This window comes from Photobacterium sp. SKA34, from assembly GCF_000153325.1.
Taxonomy (GTDB): domain Bacteria; phylum Pseudomonadota; class Gammaproteobacteria; order Enterobacterales; family Vibrionaceae; genus Photobacterium.
Genome location: NZ_CH724144.1, coordinates 43487 through 64309 on the forward strand (window position 1 = coordinate 43487; position 20823 = coordinate 64309).

A 20823-nucleotide genomic window follows, 5' to 3' on the forward strand; every position below is an offset into this window, starting at 1 on the left:
GTATTATTGACAGAATATGTAAATGATGACGATGCAAGTAGAACAAAACGACGAACACTTTATGCGCCGTGCAATAGAGCTCGCAGCTAAAGCAGAGGAAGAAGGTGAAGTGCCAGTTGGCGCCGTTGTTGTTTATAACGGTAGAGTGGTGGGTGAAGGCTGGAACCGATCAATTGGTCAACATGATGCAACGGCACATGCGGAAATCATGGCGTTGCGACAAGCGGGTAAAGTGCTAGAAAATTACCGTTTAATTGATACTACATTATATGTCACTTTAGAGCCTTGCCCTATGTGTGCAGGAGCAATGGTGCACTGTCGTGTTGGAAAGGTCGTTTACGGTGCAGATGATCTAAAAACTGGTGCGGCTGGAAGTACGATGAATTTGCTTAGCTATGATGGCGTCAATCATCATGTAGAGCAAACATCTGGCGTATTAGTCGAGGAATGTCGTGCTCAGCTACAAGCTTTTTTTAAACGCCGACGAGCAGAAAAAAAAGCCGCAAAGTTATTAGCTAAACAACAGATGGCTAATGATCCGTTGCTATAGTCCATAGCCTAACAACGGAAAAGTAAAAGCTCAGGAAGAACCTGAGCTTTTTTTTTAATTTAATATTTTGGGCGAGTTATTTTGAGGTCGAAACCGCCGATGAGGTTGCTGTTGCCTGAGAAGCACTACTTACGGTATTTATTTCTGCTGATGAAGCTTTTCTTAGTTCATCAGGTACGGTGATGGTCTGTAATCCATTAATAATCTTGACATCATCGCTCTCATGATTGTAGCTATGCGTCTGCTCAAAACCAATAATACTTTGGTAATAACGGCGGATCCCTTCAACATAGTTAACCGCTTCTGTACCACGAGCATAACCATAGCGAGTTTGGGTGTAATATTTTCGTTGTTGTAATAAGGGTAAACGCTGTTTTACATCAGCCCATGCATCTGGATTACCATGTTGCGCTTTCGTTAGACGACGAGCATCCATCATATGACCAAAACCAATATTGTAAGAGGCAAGCGCAAACCAAACCTTCTCGTGCCCATTAATACTGTCAGGCACACGGGCAACCATTTTTCGCAAATATTCGGTACCTCCACGAATACTTTGCTCTGGATTTAGGCGATCGGTAACACCGACAGATTTTGCAGTTGGATTGGTCAGCATCATCATGCCACGTACGCCTGTTGGAGAAATCGCTTGTGGATCCCAGTGAGACTCTTGATAAGCAAGAGCTGCAATTAAACGCCAATCAAACTCGTTAGCATATTTCTTAAATAGTCCTTGCCATTTGGGTAATTTATCATCGAGTGCGCGTAAAAATGCACGAGTATCAACGTAATCAAACTGTTCTACATGGCCGAAATATTTCTCTTCTAGCTGTGCTAATTCACCGCTTTGTTTTATTCGACCAAAAAATTCAATTAAGAGGGCATATAAGCTGTCATTATTATTGTCTTTTACAAACCAGCTAATAGGTTCATCTTCCGTAAGTTCAAGTGCGATTGCTAACTCAGGGTGTGTACGTTGTAGTAGTGCGACATCAACAGAATCAGCAACGGTATAATCTAACTCGCCATTAGCGACTTTACGTAATAGATCATCGATATCGGTTTCTTTGATCGATTGCCATGTTAGATTGGGATATTTTTTCTTGATCTCTTCTAATTGACGCTCATGACTAGAGCTAGCTACAACAGCTAACGAACGTTCGGTATTTGCTAATTCTTCAAGATCGCGAGGACGGCGTTTACCTTTTTTATAAACGACTACCTGGCTGGCATAGTAATAAGCAGGGGCAGGATGAAAACCTTGTAAACGTCGAGGTGTTACTGTTAATCCTGCCGCAACAATATCAACATCGCCATTTTTTAACGCAGGAAATAAGCCTGAGAGGGTAAACATGGTTTGCATTTCCAGTTTTACGCCAAGCTCTTTAGCAAAACGTTGGGCTAATTCATAATCTAGTCCTGTTGGCCCATCAGCCCCTATATAATAAGACAGCTGATTATTTAACGTACCTACACGTAATACACCGCTTTCACGAATGCGCTCTAAAGGATCAAGTGGCTTTTCTTGCCATTGGCAACCACTTAATAATAAAGCAAGCATTAATGATATGAGTACACGGTATATGTTGGTAAGAGAGTGAAGATATATCAACAAAGCTGACCTAACTTAAAAATGAGCTGTCATTTATATCAAAGTGAACGGTAGTGGAAAAGCTGAACCCTGTAGTTGGGTGTGTTAATTCACGGATTGAAACAAAAAAATAGCCTCCTGTTGTTTTGTTGGTTGTTTTTTGCTCAAAAAATTGGGTTAATGTCAAAATTACTGATAAATTCAGGATGTTTGAAAAAAAAACACGCAAACGGTTGCGTCAAGTGTTACGTCACAAAAAAAAATCGCTTATACTGCGCTGGTGCGAAATCGATTAATCATCTATTTAGTCAATAATCAGGGATAAATTAGAGGTGACATTGACGTAATTACCCCAGTTTTTTTGGGAGTTAGGCCAATATTACTTTTCTTTAACCGCTAATCGAGAGACGTTTGCACATGGAAATTTTGCGTGGTTCACCCGCACTGTCTGAGTTTCGCGTTAATAAGCTACTTGAGCGTTGCCGCGAATTCGATCTGCCTGTGTCAGGTATTTATGCTGAGTTTATGCACTTTGCTGATGTATCTGCTGCCCTTACTGCTGATGAGCATAGCAAACTAGCGAGTCTTTTAACTTACGGTCCAACGATTGTAGAGCACGAGCCTTGTGGCACGTTGCTACTTGTTACCCCTCGTCCGGGGACAATTTCTCCTTGGTCATCAAAGTCGACCGATATTGCCCGTAACTGTGGCTTAAAATCAATTAAACGCCTTGAGCGTGGTACCGCATATTACATCGAATCAACTTGTGATCTATCAGCATCACAATTAGCGCAAGTTAAAGCGTTAATCCACGATCGCATGATGGAAGTGATTGTTGGCGATTTTGAAGCTGCGGCTGCTTTATTTAAACAAGCAGAACCAGCACCGGTGAAAAGTGTTGATATTCTTGCTGGTGGTCGCCAGGCATTAGAGCAAGCCAACCTTACGTTAGGGCTTGCTTTAGCTGAAGATGAAATTGACTATCTAGTTGAGAATTTCACTAAGCTAGGTCGTAACCCTAATGACATTGAGCTAATGATGTTTGCTCAGGCGAACTCAGAGCACTGTCGACATAAAATCTTTAATGCAGATTGGACCATTGATGGTGTAGATCAAGACAAATCATTGTTCAAGATGATCAAAAATACTTATGAGCAAAATCATGAGCACGTATTGTCGGCATATAAAGATAATGCTGCAGTAATGGAAGGTTCGAAAGTAGGGCGTTTCTTCCCCGATCCTGAATCTCGTCAATATAACTACCACCATGAAGATACCCATATCTTAATGAAGGTAGAAACGCATAACCACCCAACTGCTATTTCACCGTGGCCTGGTGCATCAACAGGGTCGGGCGGTGAAATTCGTGATGAAGGGGCAACTGGTATTGGCGGTAAACCTAAAGCAGGTTTAGTTGGCTTTACTGTATCTAACCTTAAAGTTCCGGGTTTTGAACAACCTTGGGAAACCGATTTTGGTAAACCCGACCGCATTGTTACAGCGCTTGATATTATGCTTGAAGGCCCATTGGGTGGCGCGGCATTTAACAATGAATTTGGCCGTCCAAACCTACTGGGTTATTTCCGTACTTACGAAGAAAAAGTGACGTCACATGCTGGTGAAGAAGTACGTGGTTACCATAAGCCAATTATGATCGCGGGTGGTATGGGGAATATCCGTGCTGATCACGTACAGAAAAAAGAAATTCCAGTAGGCGCGAAGTTAATTGTTCTTGGCGGTCCTGCAATGAATATCGGTCTTGGCGGTGGTGCTGCTTCATCAATGGCATCAGGTCAATCGGCAGAAGATCTGGATTTTGCCTCTGTACAGCGTGAAAACCCAGAAATGGAACGTCGCTGTCAGGAAGTGATTGATCGTTGTTGGCAGATGGGTGACGCTAACCCAATCGCCTTTATCCACGATGTGGGCGCGGGTGGCATTTCAAACGCTTTACCTGAGCTTGTTGATGATGGCGAACGTGGCGGTAAATTCCAATTGCGTGACGTTCCTAACGATGAGCCGGGTATGAGCCCACTAGAGATTTGGTGTAACGAATCTCAAGAGCGTTATGTTATGGCCGTTGCACCAGAACATATGGCAGCTTTTGATGCGATTTGTAAGCGTGAACGTGCGCCTTATGCTGTTGTGGGTGAAGCAACAGAAGAGCGTCATTTAACACTCGAAGATAGCCATTTTGACGATACGCCAATTGATATGCCAATGGACATTCTATTGGGTAAAGCGCCGAAAATGCACCGTGATGTGAAGTCACAAAAAGTAGAAGGCCAAGCGATTGACCGTAGTGGCATTGACTTAGTTGAAGCGACTCAACGAATCCTTCGTCTGCCTGCTGTGGCTGAAAAAACTTTCCTCATTACAATTGGCGATCGCACAGTGACAGGCTTGGTTGCACGCGATCAGATGGTTGGCCCATGGCAGGTACCTGTTGCTAACTGTGCGGTGACTGCTGCTAGTTACGATACCTACCATGGTGAAGCAATGTCTATGGGTGAGCGTACACCTGTTGCATTACTTGATTTTGGTGCATCAGCACGCTTAGCTGTAGGTGAAGCTGTTACTAATATTGCTTGTAGTGATATTGGTGATATGAAACGTATCAATCTTTCGGCTAACTGGATGTCACCAGCAGGTCACCCTGGCGAAGATGCTGGCTTATATGAAGCGGTAAAAGCGGTAGGCGAAGAGCTTTGTCCTGCGTTGGGTCTGACGATTCCAGTGGGTAAAGACTCAATGTCAATGAAGACTAAATGGCAACAAGACGGTGAAGAGAAGGAAGTAACATCGCCACTTTCGTTAGTCATTACTGCGTTTGGTCGCGTTGAAGATGTACGCAAAACTGTGACGCCTCAGCTGCGTACTGATAAAGGCGAAACTAGCCTGTTATTGGTGGATTTAGGTTGTGGTAAAAACCGTTTAGGTGCAACAGCACTGGCACAGGTTTATAAGCAATTGGGTGATAAGCCAGCTGATGTCGATAGTCCTGAGCTATTAAAAGGCTTCTTCTACGCGATGCAATCACTGGTACGTGATGAAAAACTATTAGCTTATCATGACCGTGGTGATGGTGGTTTGTACGTTACTTTGGCTGAAATGGCATTTGCGGGTCACACTGGTATTGAAGTTGATATTAATACTGGTAGTGAAGATGCAGTTGATGACGTATTAGCTTCGCTATTTAACGAAGAGTTAGGTGCGGTTATTCAAGTACGTACTGACGATCTTGATTTAGTTCAGTCGGTACTTGCAGCAAACGGTCTTGAAGCATGTAGTCATGTTATTGGTACTGTGGTTGAAGAAGATGTTGTTCGTATTTGGAATGGCAATGATTTAGTGCTTGAGCAAAATCGAACAGATATTCGTGCAGTATGGGCTGAAACAACCTACCAAATGCAAGCCATGCGTGATAACCCAGCGGGCGCATTACAAGAGTTTGAAGCCAAGAAAGATACGCAAGATCCTGGTTTAAATGTGAAGCTGACGTTTGATATTAATGAAGACGTCGCAGCCCCATTTATTGCCCCTGCGATTAATCTTGGTGCTAAACCGCAAATGGCGATTTTACGTGAGCAAGGGGTTAACTCTCATGTTGAAATGGCTGCTGCCTTTGATCGCGCAGGCTTTGAAGCGAAAGATGTCCACATGAGTGATATCTTATCTGGCAACGCTAAGCTCGATGGTTTTAATGGTCTGGTTGCTTGTGGTGGTTTCTCTTACGGTGATGTATTAGGTGCGGGGGAAGGTTGGGCGAAGTCAGTGTTGTTTAACAATATTGCTCGTGATCAATTTGAAGCTTTCTTTAACCGCAATGATACGTTGGCATTAGGTGTTTGTAACGGTTGTCAGATGATGTCTAACCTTCGTGACTTAATTCCAGGCGCCGATTTATGGCCGCGTTTTGTACGCAATGAATCTGAGCGTTTTGAAGCTCGCTTTAGTTTGGTTGAAGTACAACAAAGCCCATCGTTATTCTTTAATGAAATGGCTGGCTCTCATATGCCAATTGCCGTTTCTCATGGTGAAGGTCGTGTTGAAGTTCGTAATGCTGAGCATCTTGCTGCACTAGAGCAAGCCGATATAGTTGCATTACGATACATTGATAACTTCGGTAAGCTAACAGAACGGTACCCTGCGAACCCGAATGGTTCACCAAACGGTATTACCAGTGTGACGACAACTGATGGTCGTGTAACCATCATGATGCCGCACCCTGAGCGTGTGTTTAGAACCGTTGCAAACTCATGGCACCCAGATGACTGGAGTGAAAATAGCCCATGGATGCGTATGTTTAGAAATGCACGTGTTAATTTAAGTTAATAAATATTAGCGTTGAAGAATAAAAAAGCCGCCAGAGATGGCGGTTTTTTATTCTTTTTGTGTAAAAATCACCTTTTTAATCCTTTAGTTGATAATAATCACATTAAAAATTTAAAATAGACGGTTATAATTGGAAAATAAGATGTAATGGAATTTTTATTGCGATAAAGGATTATATATGGGGGAAGGTATTCCCAGAACTTTGCGTTTATGTATTGCATCCAAAATATTGGCAGTGCTCGTTGCGCTGAGCATTTTTCGTCAACTCGATCGATTTGACCAATTTTTTATTACCTCTCAAATAGTTATAGTGCCAAATATTATCGTTTTACTTGTCTTATTTTCTGGCGTGTTAGCAATTATTGGTTTGTTAAAAGGTCAAAAATGGGGATTTCTTCCTCTTTATTTCTATATACCTGCTGCTACGATGTTCCTTAAGATCAGTATTATTCCGATACTCCCCGAACTTGTTCCTAGTATTTATCGCAATCAGATGATCTTAGGGCTAAATAGTGTGGTTTTAGTGTATTCAGTTTTTTTATTATTGCGTAGGATGGATCGAAACTTACTGCATGAAGTTTAAATAAGTTTAAATTTTGCTGTAGGATCTGCGATAATGAGAGCAATTAAATCAATTGCTTGTAAGTAAAAATATTACTTCTGCTCAGTAAAGGATGATGAGAGTGAAAAAAATTGAAGCTATTATTAAGCCATTTAAGCTTGATGACGTTCGTGAGGCATTAGCGGAAGTGGGTATTACGGGCATGACGGTGTCTGAAGTGAAAGGATTTGGACGTCAGAAAGGCCATACAGAGTTATACCGTGGCGCAGAATATATGGTCGATTTTTTACCTAAAGTTAAAATTGAAATTGTTGTGACCGATGAAGTAGCAGAGCAATGCATTGATACTATTGTTGAAACAGCACAAACAGGTAAGATTGGCGATGGTAAAATCTTCATGTTTGATATTGAACGTGTAGTACGTATTCGCACCGGAGAAGAAGACGAAGACGCGATTTAATTGGTATAAGAATACAAAAAAGGGGGGCATTACATTGAGTGTAATGCCCCCCTTTTTTATTGCTAATTCACATCAGGAACGACAGGATTATATCGTCCTGGTTTGTAGTTCATTGCCAGAACAATATTTAGGGTAATGGCACCAAGAATTGACAGTAATAAAGTGGTTGTACTAACAAAGAAAAAGGATGCAACTAAGATAGAGATATCAATCGACATTTGGATTTTTCCTGCTGAAATACCAAATTTTTCTTGTAGAAATAAAACCAGAACATTAAACCCACCAAGACTGGTGTGATGACGGAATAATATCAGCATACCAAGCCCCATCAATAAGCCACCAATCACAGCGCAGTAAATTGGATTAAGCCAACTGATTGCTAATACATGGTGCAGGTTATCTACCATAATAGAGACCAATGCGCCAGATACGATACTGCTTATAGCAAAAGATTTGCCCATTCTAAACCATGCCATTAAATAAAACGGACAGTTCATTAAAAAATACAGCTTACCAAAAGAGATATCGACAAAATGGGTGAGTAGTAACGCGAGTCCTGTAGTACCTCCCGTTAATAACTGGCTTTGCTGTAGAAAAAATATGCCCTGAGCAACAATAAATGTCCCCGTTAAAATAGCGATCATATTTTCATGAACAGGATGTTTAATTCGACTCAATGGATCAACTCCTTGTAAATAATAGAGCCATGGTAAGAGGGAATAAGAATTTATAAAAGTTTACGAGTAAAAAGCACTCTTTCTTTCTGTAATATATTTTTTACACTGTTGTAAATGATTTTATTATAAAAATACTTGCTATCTAAATTTGTTTTAATTTTTATCTCTGAGTCGTTTATTTAGATGAAAATGATTCATGCGCTGTTGAAAATAAACCGTGTTAATCATTAAGAAAAAGAACAATTAGGACTACCTGATTTAGATCAATTTATGTAAGATAGGCGATAATTAACAAGCAAGACGAAAACGTTTGCGTCTACGTGGCGCCTAGCATTGCGATTTTTCAGTTTTTGCTCAAAATGGTATTTAACTTAGCTGAGTTAGGAGATACAGATGCTAAAGCGCGATATGAATATTGCTGATTATGATGCGGAACTATTTGCAGCCATTCAGGAAGAAACAGCTCGTCAGGAAGAACACATCGAGTTGATTGCTTCTGAAAACTATACAAGCCCACGTGTAATGGAAGCGCAAGGATCTCAGCTAACTAATAAATATGCTGAAGGTTACCCAGGCAAGCGTTATTACGGTGGTTGTGAGTTTGTTGATAAAGCTGAGCAACTGGCTATCAACCGTGCTTGTCAGCTATTTGGTGCAGAATACGCGAACGTTCAGCCTCACTCAGGCTCACAAGCGAATAATGCTGTTTACATGGCACTTTTGAATGCTGGCGATACCGTATTAGGTATGAGTCTTGCTCACGGCGGTCACTTAACTCACGGTTCACCAGTAAACTTCTCGGGTAAGCTTTACAACGTGATACCATACGGTATCGATGAAAGCGGTCAAATTGATTACGCTGAAGTTGAAGCGTTAGCGCTTGAGCATAAACCAAAGATGATCATCGGTGGTTTTTCTGCTTACTCTCAAATTGTTGATTGGAAACGCATGCGTGAAATCGCAGACAAAGTTGGTGCATACTTCTTTGTTGATATGGCGCACGTAGCGGGTCTGATTGCTGCAGGCGTTTATCCTAACCCTGTGCCACATGCACATGTTGTTACAACAACAACGCACAAAACACTAGCAGGTCCTCGTGGTGGTCTTATCCTTTCTAATGAAGGTGAAGATCTTTATAAGAAGCTGAACTCTGCAGTATTCCCTGGTGGTCAAGGTGGTCCTCTAATGCATGTTATTGCGGCAAAAGCAGTAGCATTTAAAGAAGCAATGGAGCCTGAATTTAAAGGTTACCAAGCACGTGTTGTTGAAAACGCAAAAGTAATGGTAGGTGAATTCCTAGAGCGCGGTTACAAGATTGTTTCCGGTAGCACTGAAAACCATTTATTCCTTGTTGATTTGATCGACAAAGGTATCACAGGTAAAGAAGCAGATGCAGCACTAGGTGCAGCAAACATCACTGTTAATAAGAACAGTGTACCAAATGATCCACGTAGCCCATTTGTAACATCAGGTATCCGTGTAGGTACACCGTCAATTACTCGCCGTGGCTTTACTGCTGATGATGCACGTCAACTTGCAGGTTGGATGTGTGATGTTTTAGACAATGTTGATAACGAAGAAGTTATTGCATCAACAAAAGCAAAAGTTTTAGATATTTGTAAGCGTCTACCTGTTTACGCTTAATCTATTAATATGCATTAAATAATATAACTGTCGAGTTATGATGATAAAGGCTTACCATTAGGTAAGCCTTTTTTAATATTTTGCGCTTTATTCTCAGCGAACAATAAACCGACTATTCGTAGCTTTTTAACCATAATGAAAAGAAAAAAAGGGCGAATATTCTCATTAACGGTTTTAAATGAGTTACACTGAAGCGATTAAATGTAGGAGGCTAAATGCATTGTCCTTTTTGCGGTGCGAATGACACCAAAGTAATCGATTCACGATTGGTTGCGGATGGCCACCAAGTGCGCCGGCGCCGCCAATGTTTAGCTTGTAATGAACGTTATACGACCTTTGAAACGGCCGAATTGGTAATGCCTCGTGTGGTAAAAACCAATGGCAATCGTGATCCGTTTAATGAAGAAAAACTTCGTGGTGGTATTCAACGCGCATTAGAAAAACGTCCAGTGAGTACGGATGACATCGAGCGCGCAATTAATAATATTAAATCTCGTTTACGCGCAACTGGAGAGCGAGAAGTACCTTCAGATATGATCGGAAACTTAGTGATGGAAGCATTAAAAGAGCTCGATAAAGTTGCCTATATTCGCTTTGCATCAGTTTATCGTAGTTTTGAAGATATTCGCGAATTTGGTGAAGAAATTGCTAAATTAGAACGTTAAGCTGAGTGTAATGTTTACTAACCTTGATACACGATTAATGCTACGCGCTATTCAGTTAGCTAAACGTGGTTGTTTTACGACAGCACCAAACCCGAATGTGGGGTGTGTTATTGCTATTGGCGATGAAATCCTTGGTGAAGGCTTTCATTATCGTGCGGGTGAACCCCATGCGGAGGTGTTTGCATTAAAACAAGCAGGTACGCGCGCGAAAGGTGCAACAGCCTATGTTACGTTAGAGCCTTGCTCTCATTACGGACGCACGCCACCTTGTGCTGAAGCATTAATTAAATCAGGCATAAGTAGAGTTATTTGCGCCATGGTTGATCCTAACCCGTTAGTGGCTGGACGTGGCGTTGAAATGTTGCAAAAAGCGGGTGTAGATGTGCAAGTAGGGCTTCTTAAAGAAGAGGCTCAAGCCATTAATAAAGCGTTCATTAAACAAATGACAACCAAGATGCCGTATGTTGAATTAAAACTGGCATCAAGTCTTGATGGTAAAACAGCGTTAGCGAATGGTGAAAGTAAATGGATCACTGGGCCTTATGCTCGCGCTGATGTTCAACGTCATCGTGCGCAAGCTGGTGCAATATTATCAACCAGTGCCACTGTTATCGCTGATGATCCATCACTGAATGTACGTTGGAGTGAGTTGGGTACACTGATTCAAGATGAATATGCGCAAGCAGATGTTCGTCAACCTATTCGCGTTATCATTGACAGTCAAAACCGATTAACACCGGCATATCAGGTATTTCACCTTCCGGGAAAAACGATTTTGGCACGTACTATGAGCGGCAATGAAGACTGGCCTGACTCCGTGTCTCAGTGGATAATTCCTACCCGAGAAAATAACCAACAACTCGATCTCACATTACTCATGCGCAAGTTAGCAGAAAATGGCATAAACCATATTTGGGTTGAAGCCGGTGCTGGGCTTGCGGGTGGGCTACTTGAAGCACAATTAGTTGATTGTTTGATTTTATATCAGGCTCCAAAATTAATGGGAGCAGATAGTCGCAGTTTAATGAATTTATCGCCATTAACCGCGATGAATCAAACTATCGATCTGAATATTACAGATATACGTATGGTTGATTGTGATGTGAAAATTACAGCCACCGTTAAACGCTGTTAATCAATAGAATAAAGAAGCAAGGATTTTCCATGTTCACCGGTATTATTGAAGCAATTGGAACCATAACCGCTTTAACACCTAAAGGCGCTGATATCTCTGTCACTGTCGACTCAGGTGATCTTGATCTGTCCGATGTTAAATTGGGTGACAGTATTGCGACAAATGGTGTGTGCTTAACTGTGGTTAAATTAACAGGTAAAGGCTATATTGCTGATCTATCATTAGAAACCTTAAAACGTACTGCTTTTGTTCATTATCAAGCCGGTCAGGTAGCCAATTTAGAAAAAGCGATGTTACCGACGACGCGTTTTGGCGGTCATATGGTGTCAGGTCATGTTGATGCTGTTGCTGAAATCATTGAACGTCACCATACCGGACGTGCTATTGAGTTTTGGGTAAAAGTACCTGCGCATTTAGCAAAGTATATTTCAGAAAAAGGTTCGGTTTCGGTTGATGGTATTAGTTTAACGGTGAATGAAATTAATGGTGATGAATTTAAGTTAACCATTGTTCCGCATACAGCACTAGAAACAACCATGGATGCATTCACGCCTGGACGAATGATAAATCTTGAAGTAGATGTGATTGCACGCTATTTAGAGCGTTTAATGCTGGGTGATAAAGCCGCAGATAAAAAACCGCAAGTCACATTGGATTTATTAGCGAGAACGGGTTTTCTTGGCTAAATATGATGATTAGCTAGTCAGCTAAGATACATAAGAATTAAGGGTAGTGTTATGGCTTTAAGCAGCGCAAAAGAAATTATTGATGATATTCGTCAGGGAAAAATGGTTATTCTGATGGATGATGAAGATCGTGAAAATGAAGGCGATCTGATTATTGCATCTGAAAAAATCACACCTGAAGCTATTAATTTTATGGCGACTTATGGTCGTGGTCTGATTTGTCTGACACTGAGCAAAGCCCGTTGTCAAAAATTAAACTTGCCTTTAATGGTTCAAGAAAATACCGAACAGTTTGGTACACCTTTTACTGTTTCTATTGAAGCGGCAGAGGGGGTAACTACAGGTATTTCAGCCGCAGATCGTTCTCGCACAGTACAAGCAGCCGTTGCTGCGAATGCAACTGCAGCTGATATTGTTATGCCCGGTCATATCTTCCCGCTAATGGCACAAGAAGGTGGCGTATTAACCCGCGCAGGTCACACTGAAGCGGGTTGTGATGTTGCGCGTTTAGCTGGCCTTGAACCATCAAGTGTGATTGTTGAGATCTTAAATGAAGATGGCACGATGGCACGTCGCCCACAGCTTGAAGTGTTTGCGGAAAAACACGGCCTTAAATTAGGTACAATTGCAGATCTGATTGAATACCGTAATAATAACGAAACCACGATTGAGCGTGTTGCTGAATGTCGGTTACCAACAGAGTTCGGTGAGTTTGACATGATCACTTACCGTGACAAGATTGATAACGAAGTGCACTATGCGCTGCGTAAAGGCGATATTAAAGCGGGTGAAGAAACACTTGTACGTGTTCACTTGCAAGATACGTTTAAAGATATTCTACAATCAGGTGCGACTCAATGGACGCTACCTGCAGCAATGAAGCGTATTAGCGAAGAAAATGGTGTATTGGTTATTCTAAGTAAGCAAGAACCAACCGATGCCATGATTCATAAAGTGAAAAACATTGCTGCAGAAGAAGCGGGTCAACCTAAAGTGAAAGTGACACAGAAAGATCCGTCTCGCCAAGTTGGTGTCGGCTCACAAATTCTCTCTGATTTAGGCGTAAGTAAAATGCGTTTATTGTCATCAAGTACGCAACGTTATCATTCACTATCAGGTTTTGGTTTAGAAGTCGTTGAGTATATTTGTGATTAAATTCACCAAATGTTAGACGCTAGTGATAAAATAACCGATATCTGCGGTAGCTAAAGATAATGATTATTTTTAACTACCGCCTTCAATGCTGTTTATTGGTCGTATCAAGGACAGATAAGCAACAAATATTAACAAATCTGTTGAAACCGACGGTTGTCCATAGCAGAGATATTGCAAAGTGTGGTAGACTCCCGCGGTTTCTCAAACCGGAAAGACATAGTCACAGGAAGGCCCATGAAGGTAATTGAAGGCGCCATCGCGGCACCAAACGCAAAAGTTGCTATCGTAATTGCACGCTTCAACAGCTTTATTAACGAAAGCTTACTTTCAGGTGCATTAGATGCGCTGAAACGTCAAGGACAGGTTAGCGAAGACAACATTACTGTTGTTCGTTGTCCAGGTGCTTACGAGCTACCACTTGTTGCTCAACAGGTTGCTAAAAGCGATCGCTATGATGCAATCGTTGCTCTAGGCTCAGTTATTCGTGGCGGTACACCGCACTTCGATTATGTTGCCGGTGAGTGTAATAAAGGTCTAGCACAAATTGCACTTGAGTATAATACTCCCGTTGCTTTTGGTGTCTTGACTGTAGATTCTATCGAACAAGCCATTGAGCGTGCCGGTACCAAGGCTGGTAATAAAGGGGCAGAGGCTGCACTAAGCGCGCTCGAAATGGTTAATGTCCTGTCCCAAATCGAATCCTAATAATGGGGGTTACTGTGAAACCAGCCGCACGTCGTAATGCACGTCAGTTTGCTGTACAAGCTATTTACTCTTGGCAACTTACTAAAGGTAATGTTGCTGATATTGAACAACATTTTCTTTCTGGCGATAAGTTTGAAGAAGAAGAACATCAAGCTGATGCGCCAGTTCTTGCTGCACCACATACTGATGTTAGCTACTTCCGTGATCTGTTCACAGGCGTAGTGCTAAGCCACCAAGAACTTGATAGCAAGATGCGTCCATACTTATCTCGTCCGCTACAGGATCTTGATCAGATGGAACTTGCGCTACTTCGTCTTGCAATGTACGAGATGGTTAAGCGTGAAGACGTACCATTTAAAGTTGTTATTAACGAAGCAATCGAATTAGCTAAGTTATTCGGTGCGGAAGATAGCCACAAGTTCATTAATGGTGTACTTGATAAAGCTGCACCAACACTTCGTAAAGAAAAGTAATTTTCGAAATAACGAAAGTAGATAAAAGAAGTCAGCTTAGCTGGCTTTTTTTTTATCTATTGTGTTGATATGAAGAAATCGTAAAGAAAAGGGCATTATAATGGTGGTTGATAATGGATGAGTTGAACGATTATGGCACAAGGTGAATTTGATTTAATTGGGCGGTATTTTGAACACCAGAATGTTAAGCGAGAAGATGTTGATCTTGCTATTGGTGATGACTGCGCATTAGTTCGTGTTCCTGAAGGCTGTCAATTAGCGATCAGTACCGATTCGTTAGTTGCAGGCACGCATTTTCTAGAAGATGCTGATCCTAAGCTAGTCGCACATAAAGCATTAGCCTCAAATTTAAGTGATCTAGCAGCAATGGGCGCAACGCCTGCTTGGGTTTCATTGGCGTTAACATTACCGACGTTTGATGAGCATTGGCTAAATCCGTTTTGTGAGGGTTTCTTCCAATTAGCTGAGCAGTATAATGTTCAACTTATTGGTGGGGATACAACCAAAGGTCCTCTCAGTATTACTTTAACGGTTCAAGGGTTTGTTCCTAATGGGCAAGCATTGACACGTAGTGGTGCAAAGGTGGGTGATGCAATATATGTTACCGGTCAATTAGGTGATAGCGCGGCAGGTTTAGCGTTATTATTAACAGATACACCATGTCATGATCTTGCTCTTTCTCATGCATTAAAAGAACGTCATTTCATGATGACACCGCAGATAGAAGCTGGGATTGCATTGCGTAGCATCGCATCTTCAGCGTTAGATATTTCTGATGGTTTAATTGCTGATCTCGGTCATATAGTTAAACGCTCAGGTACTGGAGCTGAAATTTATATCGAACAGCTTCCTTTATCTTCTGAGTTAATCGCCTTTTGTTCGACACAAGAGCAAGCACAGCAATTGGCATTAAGCAGCGGTGAAGAATATCAATTGTGTTTTACTGTACCGAAGCATCAATGTAGTGAAATTGAATCCTTAATGATGGCAAAAGGTATTCAAGTGTCTCGTATTGGTCAGTTAACTCAATCTAGTGGTATTGTTTTATTACAGCAAGGTGAACCTATCGATTGGCAAGTGTCAGGATGGGATCATTTTGTGAGTTCAGATAAGTAAGGTATCAGCGTGTCTACAAACCCTAAAGATTTATTGAAAATGAGTAACCCTTGGCATTTATTAGCAACAGGGTTTGGTAGTGGTTTAGCGAAGTATGTGCCTGGTACGATGGGAACATTAGCCGCTGTCCCACTATATTTACTGTTAGCGCAGTTACCTTTTAGCTGGTATTTAGTTGTCGTGTTTATTGCTGCGTTGATTGGTATAAAAATTTGTACCATTACTTCGAACGATATGCAGGTACATGATCATGGCAGTATTGTGTGGGATGAATTTGTTGGTTTTTGGATCACAATGGCAATCGCACCAGAAGCCACGTGGCAGTGGGTATTAACGGGCTTTATTTTATTCCGTTTCTTCGACATGGTAAAACCATGGCCAATTAGCTGGCTAGATAAACATGTCAAAGGTGGCTTTGGCATTATGGTTGACGATATTCTTGCCGGTTTCATGGCAATGATTACGCTATGGGTTGTTGGCTACTGGCTTGGTTTTTAATAACTGACTTCTTGCGTATTACGATTTTTCTAAGAACAGCCCTTTGGGGCTGTTTTATTTTGTAAATGGATATCGCTTAATTCTTTTGCTCTCTATTATTGTTCTAACAAGAGTGATAATCGATAAAAATAAAAAGGCATGTTCTAAATGAACATGCCTTTACTGCTTTTAAGATATGATCTTATTGTTTGATCACTTTTACTTTGTAGATACCATCAACATTGTAAACACCGTGGATATCTGTTTCAAAGCCTGGGAAGTGATTGCCAATTTCACATAGCATTTCAAGGAGATCTAGCACTGGACGAGATTTTTTTGTGACGTTATAACGGTAGCTGGAACCCCAGCTGCCGTTTTTTAATGTCATATATTTACCTAATACAAACATCTTCTTTGACAACATATATTCATGTGTCGCATTCCTAATAAAATCATTTATTTTTCATCATAAATCTGACGGTTTAACTAGTCTCAAATTATGTAGATAGAGAGAAGGGATCGCTCTATGAGCACCTATCTGAAAATAATCAGTATTGGTTTATTAACCTTTGCTTCGGTGACTGATGGACAAGTTTATCCATCAACGGAAACGGCTTGGGTGTTAACGGGAAACTGGCAACAGCCAACCGCAATATCGGAATTAAATACGATTAAAGAGGTTAGGCGCTGGGAAGCGGATCATGCTGATGTAGTGTTTGGTAGCTTACAGGATGTTGAGTTAAATCAAAAGACCATCGCAATGGGCTATATCTATGTGCATAAACTTGATTGTCGACCAGATGAACAGCAAGGATGGCTTCATCGTCATGCTTACATGAATGGGCATGATCCTGAAAAGGGCTACATGCATTATAAAAATAATACTCAACTTACCGTTCCCGTTCAAAGCCAAGGGTTAGATTACCTATTAAATGGCGAACCGATGCTAAGTCTACTTATTCGAAATAATAACTTTTCGACTGCGCGCTTTCCTTTAACCGTTAATGATAAAGAACAAATTATATTTCATGCTGCTTACCCGTTTGAAAACATCGTTATTGATAGCAATAAGCATCCTGAATTATGGGTCACGAGAGTGAATGATGCTGGAGATATTGGTGGTTTAGAAAAAGCAGATGTGTATTGGGTCCAACGAGAAGGGAAGTGGTTTGGTCATATTAATCAGCGCTGGTCTCCAACCAACGCCAAGTTCCAAGGACGTGAGCTGAATACTGGAAATCAGGCATTAAAGGCGGGGTATCGTAGTTGGGTAGTGGCTTTAAACTGGAAGAGCAAGACGGAGGTGAAAGGTGTCAATATTGAGCCTTGGTTATCCATTGTGAAGACTTCCGATAAACAACCTACTGCGACGATGTTGTTCCCTGGTTGGGATCCCAAAAACGATCTTAATAATGATGGCTATGTTGACGATGATGAGTTTTTAGCAAGAGCTAATCAATCGGCAAGTGCGAGGTTTAAACATCAAGCGAGAGTGATCCCCACAGGAAAAATGTGGGCAGGAAGTTGCTGGTATCGGACTAATTTTAATGATGACTCTTTTAATCAAAATCATGCTAATTGGTATAAATATGATTGGAAACGTCAAGGTTTAACCGGCGCTTACAATGATGATATGGCAAAACTGTTCAGTACCAACCAATTTAATGTTCAATTTGGCGGACAAATATTAGAAGCGCCTATTCGAGCTGGCACTTCAAAAGCGGCTGGATATTATGCTGCGAAAATGTCTGATTTTCTTGATTTAGTTAAATCGACTACGGGCAGTCAGTGGCTATCTGCTAATATCTCTGAGCTTAATTTGTGGGAATACCCTGATTGGCCAAAGCAATTAAGGGGGGTGGTTGATGTTTGGTTACGAGAGCATTATTTAAGCCCAGCGATTGGCTTAGAGCGATTACAGTCTTACTGGGATAGCTATGCTTTAGCAGCACTCGGCGATAAAAGCTTAATAATGACCACAACTCGAGGCGGAAAAAGCCAACAAACGCCATTAAGTAAGCAAGCATGGGAAGATGATATCTATACCGGATTAGCCCTGTATTATCTGTTTAATATTCCCAATAAAACCTATTACCACAGTTGGAATCAAACCTTTGTCTACGGCAGTAGTAATACCCATGCCGATCCGAAACAGTTAAATAAAACCATTTGGTATCGCACTGGAGAGCCTAAAAACTGGGCGTATCAGCCCCATAAGTTATTATCGGTTGATATTGGTACACCAACAACCATACCTAACGGCTTTGAAGCGGTTCAATGGCTATCTAAAATAGGGAAAGCAGCAACGGATGATACAAAGCTCGGAGATATTTCATTAGAGACTGCGAATTGGTTTTGGTTATATCGAACCGGGTGGTTTGACGATGTTCCCAAAGATGGGGTTATCGCGCGGCAATATACCCAAGGGCTAGTGCTATATCGCGGTTCTAAATATCGTAATCACGCTGAATTTTATCAAGTTGATCCAATACGTGTACCATTATCTGGTTTGTATCAAAAAGTAAATTACGATGGTTCACTCGGTGAGCCGACACAGTATGTTGAAGTTAATGGCTATGAGGGCGTGATTTTAAAAAAAGTAGAGAAAGGGCTGAGATGAAAAATGGATGTGGGGCTAATAAAAAAGGTTTTCCTGTTTAATAACAGAGAAAACCTTTTTCATAGCGCTTAATTAAACGGTGAGATTATTTAGCTAAATAAGTGCGAATTTGCTTTTCGATACCTGCACCATCAATTTCTAACATTTCATGCAGTTCAGCTTGTGTACCTTGTTCAATGAATCGATCAGGCAAACCAATATTCAGTACTGGTTTAAGTGTCTTCTCTTTCATTAAAAATTCAATAACGCCGCTACCCGCACCGCCAGCAATCGCATTTTCTTCAACAGTAACAAGAACATCATGAGTTTTTGCTAATTCAAGTACTAAGGCTTCATCAAGCGGTTTCACAAAGCGCATGTCAGCAACAGTCGCATTTAAGTTTTCTGCCGCTTCTAATCCATAGCTGAGCATGCTGCCAAAGTTTAAAATAGCGATTTTTTCACCTTGACGGCGAATGATACCTTTACCGATTTCAAGCTCTGTCATCGTCGGATCGACATCGACTTCCATACCACAACCACGAGGGTAACGAACCGCACTTGGTCCTTGGTATCGGTGACCGGTATAGAGCATTTGACGACATTCATTTTCGTCACTCGGTGCCATAATCACCATATTAGGAATACAGCGCATAAAGCTAATATCAAATGCACCTTGGTGGGTTTGACCATCAGCACCGACTAAACCTGCACGATCAATGGCAAACATCACAGGGAGATCCATGATGGCAACATCATGAATTAATTGATCATATCCACGTTGAAGGAAAGTTGAGTAGATAGCGACAATAGGATGATAACCACCAATTGCCATACCCGTTGCTAGTGTCACAGCATGTTGCTCTGCAATGGCAACATCGAAGTATTGTTCTGGGAACTCTTTAGAAAAGCGCACCATACCTGAGCCTTCACGCATAGCGGGTGTGATAGCCATCAATTTATCATCAACAGCCGCCATATCGCATAGCCAATCTCCGAAAATCTTAGAAAATGTCGGACTGGCATCCTTCGCTTTTGGTAATGGTTTTTGGCTTAAATCAAATTTAGGAACAGCATGGTAATTAATAGGATCAGCTTCAGCTGGCGCATAACCTTTGCCTTTTTTCGTCATAATATGAAGAAATTGTGGGCCTTTTAGGTTACGCATGTTTTTTAGTGTCTTTACAAGCTCATGTACATCGTGGCCATCAACTGGGCCAATGTAATTAAAGCCTAACTCTTCAAACATAGTGCTTGGCACAACCATGCCTTTGATATGCTCTTCTGCGCGTTTTACCATTTCTTTAATAGGTGGCGCATTTGATAGGACTTTCTTACCACCTTCACGAATAGAGGTGTAGAAATTACCCGATAACAAATGAGCTAAATGATTATTTAACGCGCCGACATTTTCAGAAATCGACATTTCATTATCATTTAAGATCACTAGCATATCACTGTGGACATCACCAGCATGGTTCATCGCTTCAAACGCCATTCCTGCTGTGATAGCACCATCGCCAATAATGCTAACCACTTTACGATTTAGGCCTTCTTTTTCTGCCGCAATCGCGATGCCTAATCCAGCACTAATTGAGGTTGAGGAGTGACCGACAGAAAGTGTGTCGTACTCACTTTCCCCACGCCATGGGAATGGGTGCAAACCGCCTTTTTGGCGAATAGTTGCCATATCATCACGACGTCCCGTTAAAATTTTATGTGGGTAGGCTTGGTGACCAACATCCCAAATAACTTTATCAAAAGGCGTATTGTAGACGTAGTGAAGCGCAACGGTAAGCTCGACAGTACCGAGTCCGGAGGCAAAGTGGCCGCTGGTCTGACTCACCGATTTCAACAAATAGGTACGAAGTTCATCGCATACTTGTGGAAGGCTTTCAGCTGGCAATAATCGTAATTCATCAGGCGTGTTTGCGAGGGCCAGATGAGGGTATTTTGAGATATCCAAAGTCATAACAGTGTCGGCGCTTATACA

17 protein-coding genes and 1 pseudogene are annotated in these 20823 nt (G+C 41.4%); 14 read left to right on the plus strand and 4 right to left on the minus strand.

Annotated features, from left to right (window positions below; all coding sequences use genetic code 11):
* Positions 1-22: 22 nt before the first annotated feature.
* Positions 23-550, plus strand: coding sequence for a tRNA adenosine(34) deaminase TadA (tadA, locus tag SKA34_RS16475; RefSeq protein WP_006646652.1), 528 nt, complete (start codon positions 23-25; stop codon positions 548-550).
* 76 nt (positions 551-626) lie between these two features.
* On the opposite strand, the gene mltF is transcribed toward tadA, so the two are convergent.
* Positions 627-2111, minus strand: coding sequence for a membrane-bound lytic murein transglycosylase MltF (gene mltF, locus SKA34_RS16480; RefSeq protein WP_006646653.1), 1485 nt, complete (start codon positions 2109-2111; stop codon positions 627-629).
* A gap of 447 nt (positions 2112-2558) precedes the next feature.
* On the opposite strand from mltF, the gene purL reads away from it, so the two are divergent.
* The 3 genes from purL (at position 2559) to glnB (ending at position 7498) form a co-directional block, all read left to right on the plus strand.
* Complete coding sequence (purL, locus tag SKA34_RS16485) at positions 2559-6476, plus strand: phosphoribosylformylglycinamidine synthase (RefSeq protein WP_006646654.1); 3918 nt, start codon at positions 2559-2561, stop codon at positions 6474-6476.
* A 178-nt stretch (positions 6477-6654) separates the two neighbouring features.
* Positions 6655-7059, plus strand: a complete 405-nt coding sequence (locus SKA34_RS16490) for a hypothetical protein (RefSeq protein ID WP_006646655.1) — start codon at positions 6655-6657, stop codon at positions 7057-7059.
* Between the two features lie 100 nt (positions 7060-7159).
* A complete protein-coding gene (gene glnB, locus SKA34_RS16495; RefSeq protein WP_006646656.1) occupies positions 7160-7498 on the plus strand; it encodes a nitrogen regulatory protein P-II in 339 nt (112 codons plus the stop codon).
* Positions 7499-7560: 62 nt separating this feature from the next.
* Here glnB and SKA34_RS16500 read toward each other — a convergent pair whose 3' ends face one another.
* On the minus strand, positions 7561-8175 hold the full coding sequence (locus tag SKA34_RS16500; RefSeq protein ID WP_006646657.1) for a YitT family protein: 615 nt from the start codon (positions 8173-8175) through the stop codon (positions 7561-7563).
* 393 nt (positions 8176-8568) lie between these two features.
* Here SKA34_RS16500 and glyA point away from each other — a divergent pair, with 393 nt between their 5' ends.
* The 9 genes from glyA (at position 8569) to pgpA (ending at position 16252) form a co-directional block, all read left to right on the plus strand.
* Positions 8569-9819, plus strand: coding sequence for a serine hydroxymethyltransferase (glyA, locus tag SKA34_RS16505; protein ID WP_006646658.1), 1251 nt, complete (start codon positions 8569-8571; stop codon positions 9817-9819).
* A gap of 215 nt (positions 9820-10034) precedes the next feature.
* Complete coding sequence (gene nrdR / locus SKA34_RS16510; protein ID WP_006646660.1) at positions 10035-10484, plus strand: transcriptional regulator NrdR; 450 nt, start codon at positions 10035-10037, stop codon at positions 10482-10484.
* A gap of 10 nt (positions 10485-10494) precedes the next feature.
* Positions 10495-11619 (plus strand): bifunctional diaminohydroxyphosphoribosylaminopyrimidine deaminase/5-amino-6-(5-phosphoribosylamino)uracil reductase RibD, encoded by a 1125-nt coding sequence (gene ribD, locus SKA34_RS16515; RefSeq protein WP_006646661.1) that lies wholly within the window; start codon positions 10495-10497, stop codon positions 11617-11619.
* 29 nt (positions 11620-11648) lie between these two features.
* Positions 11649-12305 (plus strand): riboflavin synthase, encoded by a 657-nt coding sequence (locus tag SKA34_RS16520; protein WP_006646662.1) that lies wholly within the window; start codon positions 11649-11651, stop codon positions 12303-12305.
* A 51-nt stretch (positions 12306-12356) separates the two neighbouring features.
* Positions 12357-13460: a bifunctional 3,4-dihydroxy-2-butanone-4-phosphate synthase/GTP cyclohydrolase II gene (gene ribBA / locus SKA34_RS16525; protein WP_006646663.1), complete on the plus strand. Its 1104-nt coding sequence runs from the start codon at positions 12357-12359 to the stop codon at positions 13458-13460.
* 234 nt (positions 13461-13694) lie between these two features.
* Complete coding sequence (gene ribE, locus SKA34_RS16530) at positions 13695-14165, plus strand: 6,7-dimethyl-8-ribityllumazine synthase (protein WP_006646664.1); 471 nt, start codon at positions 13695-13697, stop codon at positions 14163-14165.
* Between the two features lie 2 nt (positions 14166-14167).
* The gene (nusB, locus tag SKA34_RS16535; RefSeq protein WP_006646665.1) at positions 14168-14638 is read left to right on the plus strand and encodes a transcription antitermination factor NusB; all 471 of its coding nucleotides are present in this window, start codon (positions 14168-14170) and stop codon (positions 14636-14638) included.
* A 132-nt stretch (positions 14639-14770) separates the two neighbouring features.
* Entirely contained in the window at positions 14771-15754 is a 984-nt protein-coding gene (gene thiL, locus SKA34_RS16540) for a thiamine-phosphate kinase (protein ID WP_006646666.1), read from the plus strand.
* A gap of 9 nt (positions 15755-15763) precedes the next feature.
* Positions 15764-16252, plus strand: coding sequence for a phosphatidylglycerophosphatase A (gene pgpA / locus SKA34_RS16545; RefSeq protein WP_006646667.1), 489 nt, complete (start codon positions 15764-15766; stop codon positions 16250-16252).
* A 181-nt stretch (positions 16253-16433) separates the two neighbouring features.
* Here the strand turns inward: pgpA and SKA34_RS16550 are convergent.
* Positions 16434-16574: pseudogene (locus SKA34_RS16550) on the minus strand (hypothetical protein); the annotation flags it as partial.
* 183 nt (positions 16575-16757) lie between these two features.
* Between SKA34_RS16550 and SKA34_RS16555 the strand changes: the two are divergent.
* Entirely contained in the window at positions 16758-18851 is a 2094-nt protein-coding gene (locus SKA34_RS16555; RefSeq protein ID WP_006646669.1) for a hypothetical protein, read from the plus strand.
* A gap of 85 nt (positions 18852-18936) precedes the next feature.
* On the opposite strand, the gene dxs is transcribed toward SKA34_RS16555, so the two are convergent.
* On the minus strand, positions 18937-20802 hold the full coding sequence (gene dxs / locus SKA34_RS16560) for a 1-deoxy-D-xylulose-5-phosphate synthase (protein ID WP_006646670.1): 1866 nt from the start codon (positions 20800-20802) through the stop codon (positions 18937-18939).
* Positions 20803-20823 lie beyond the last annotated feature (21 nt).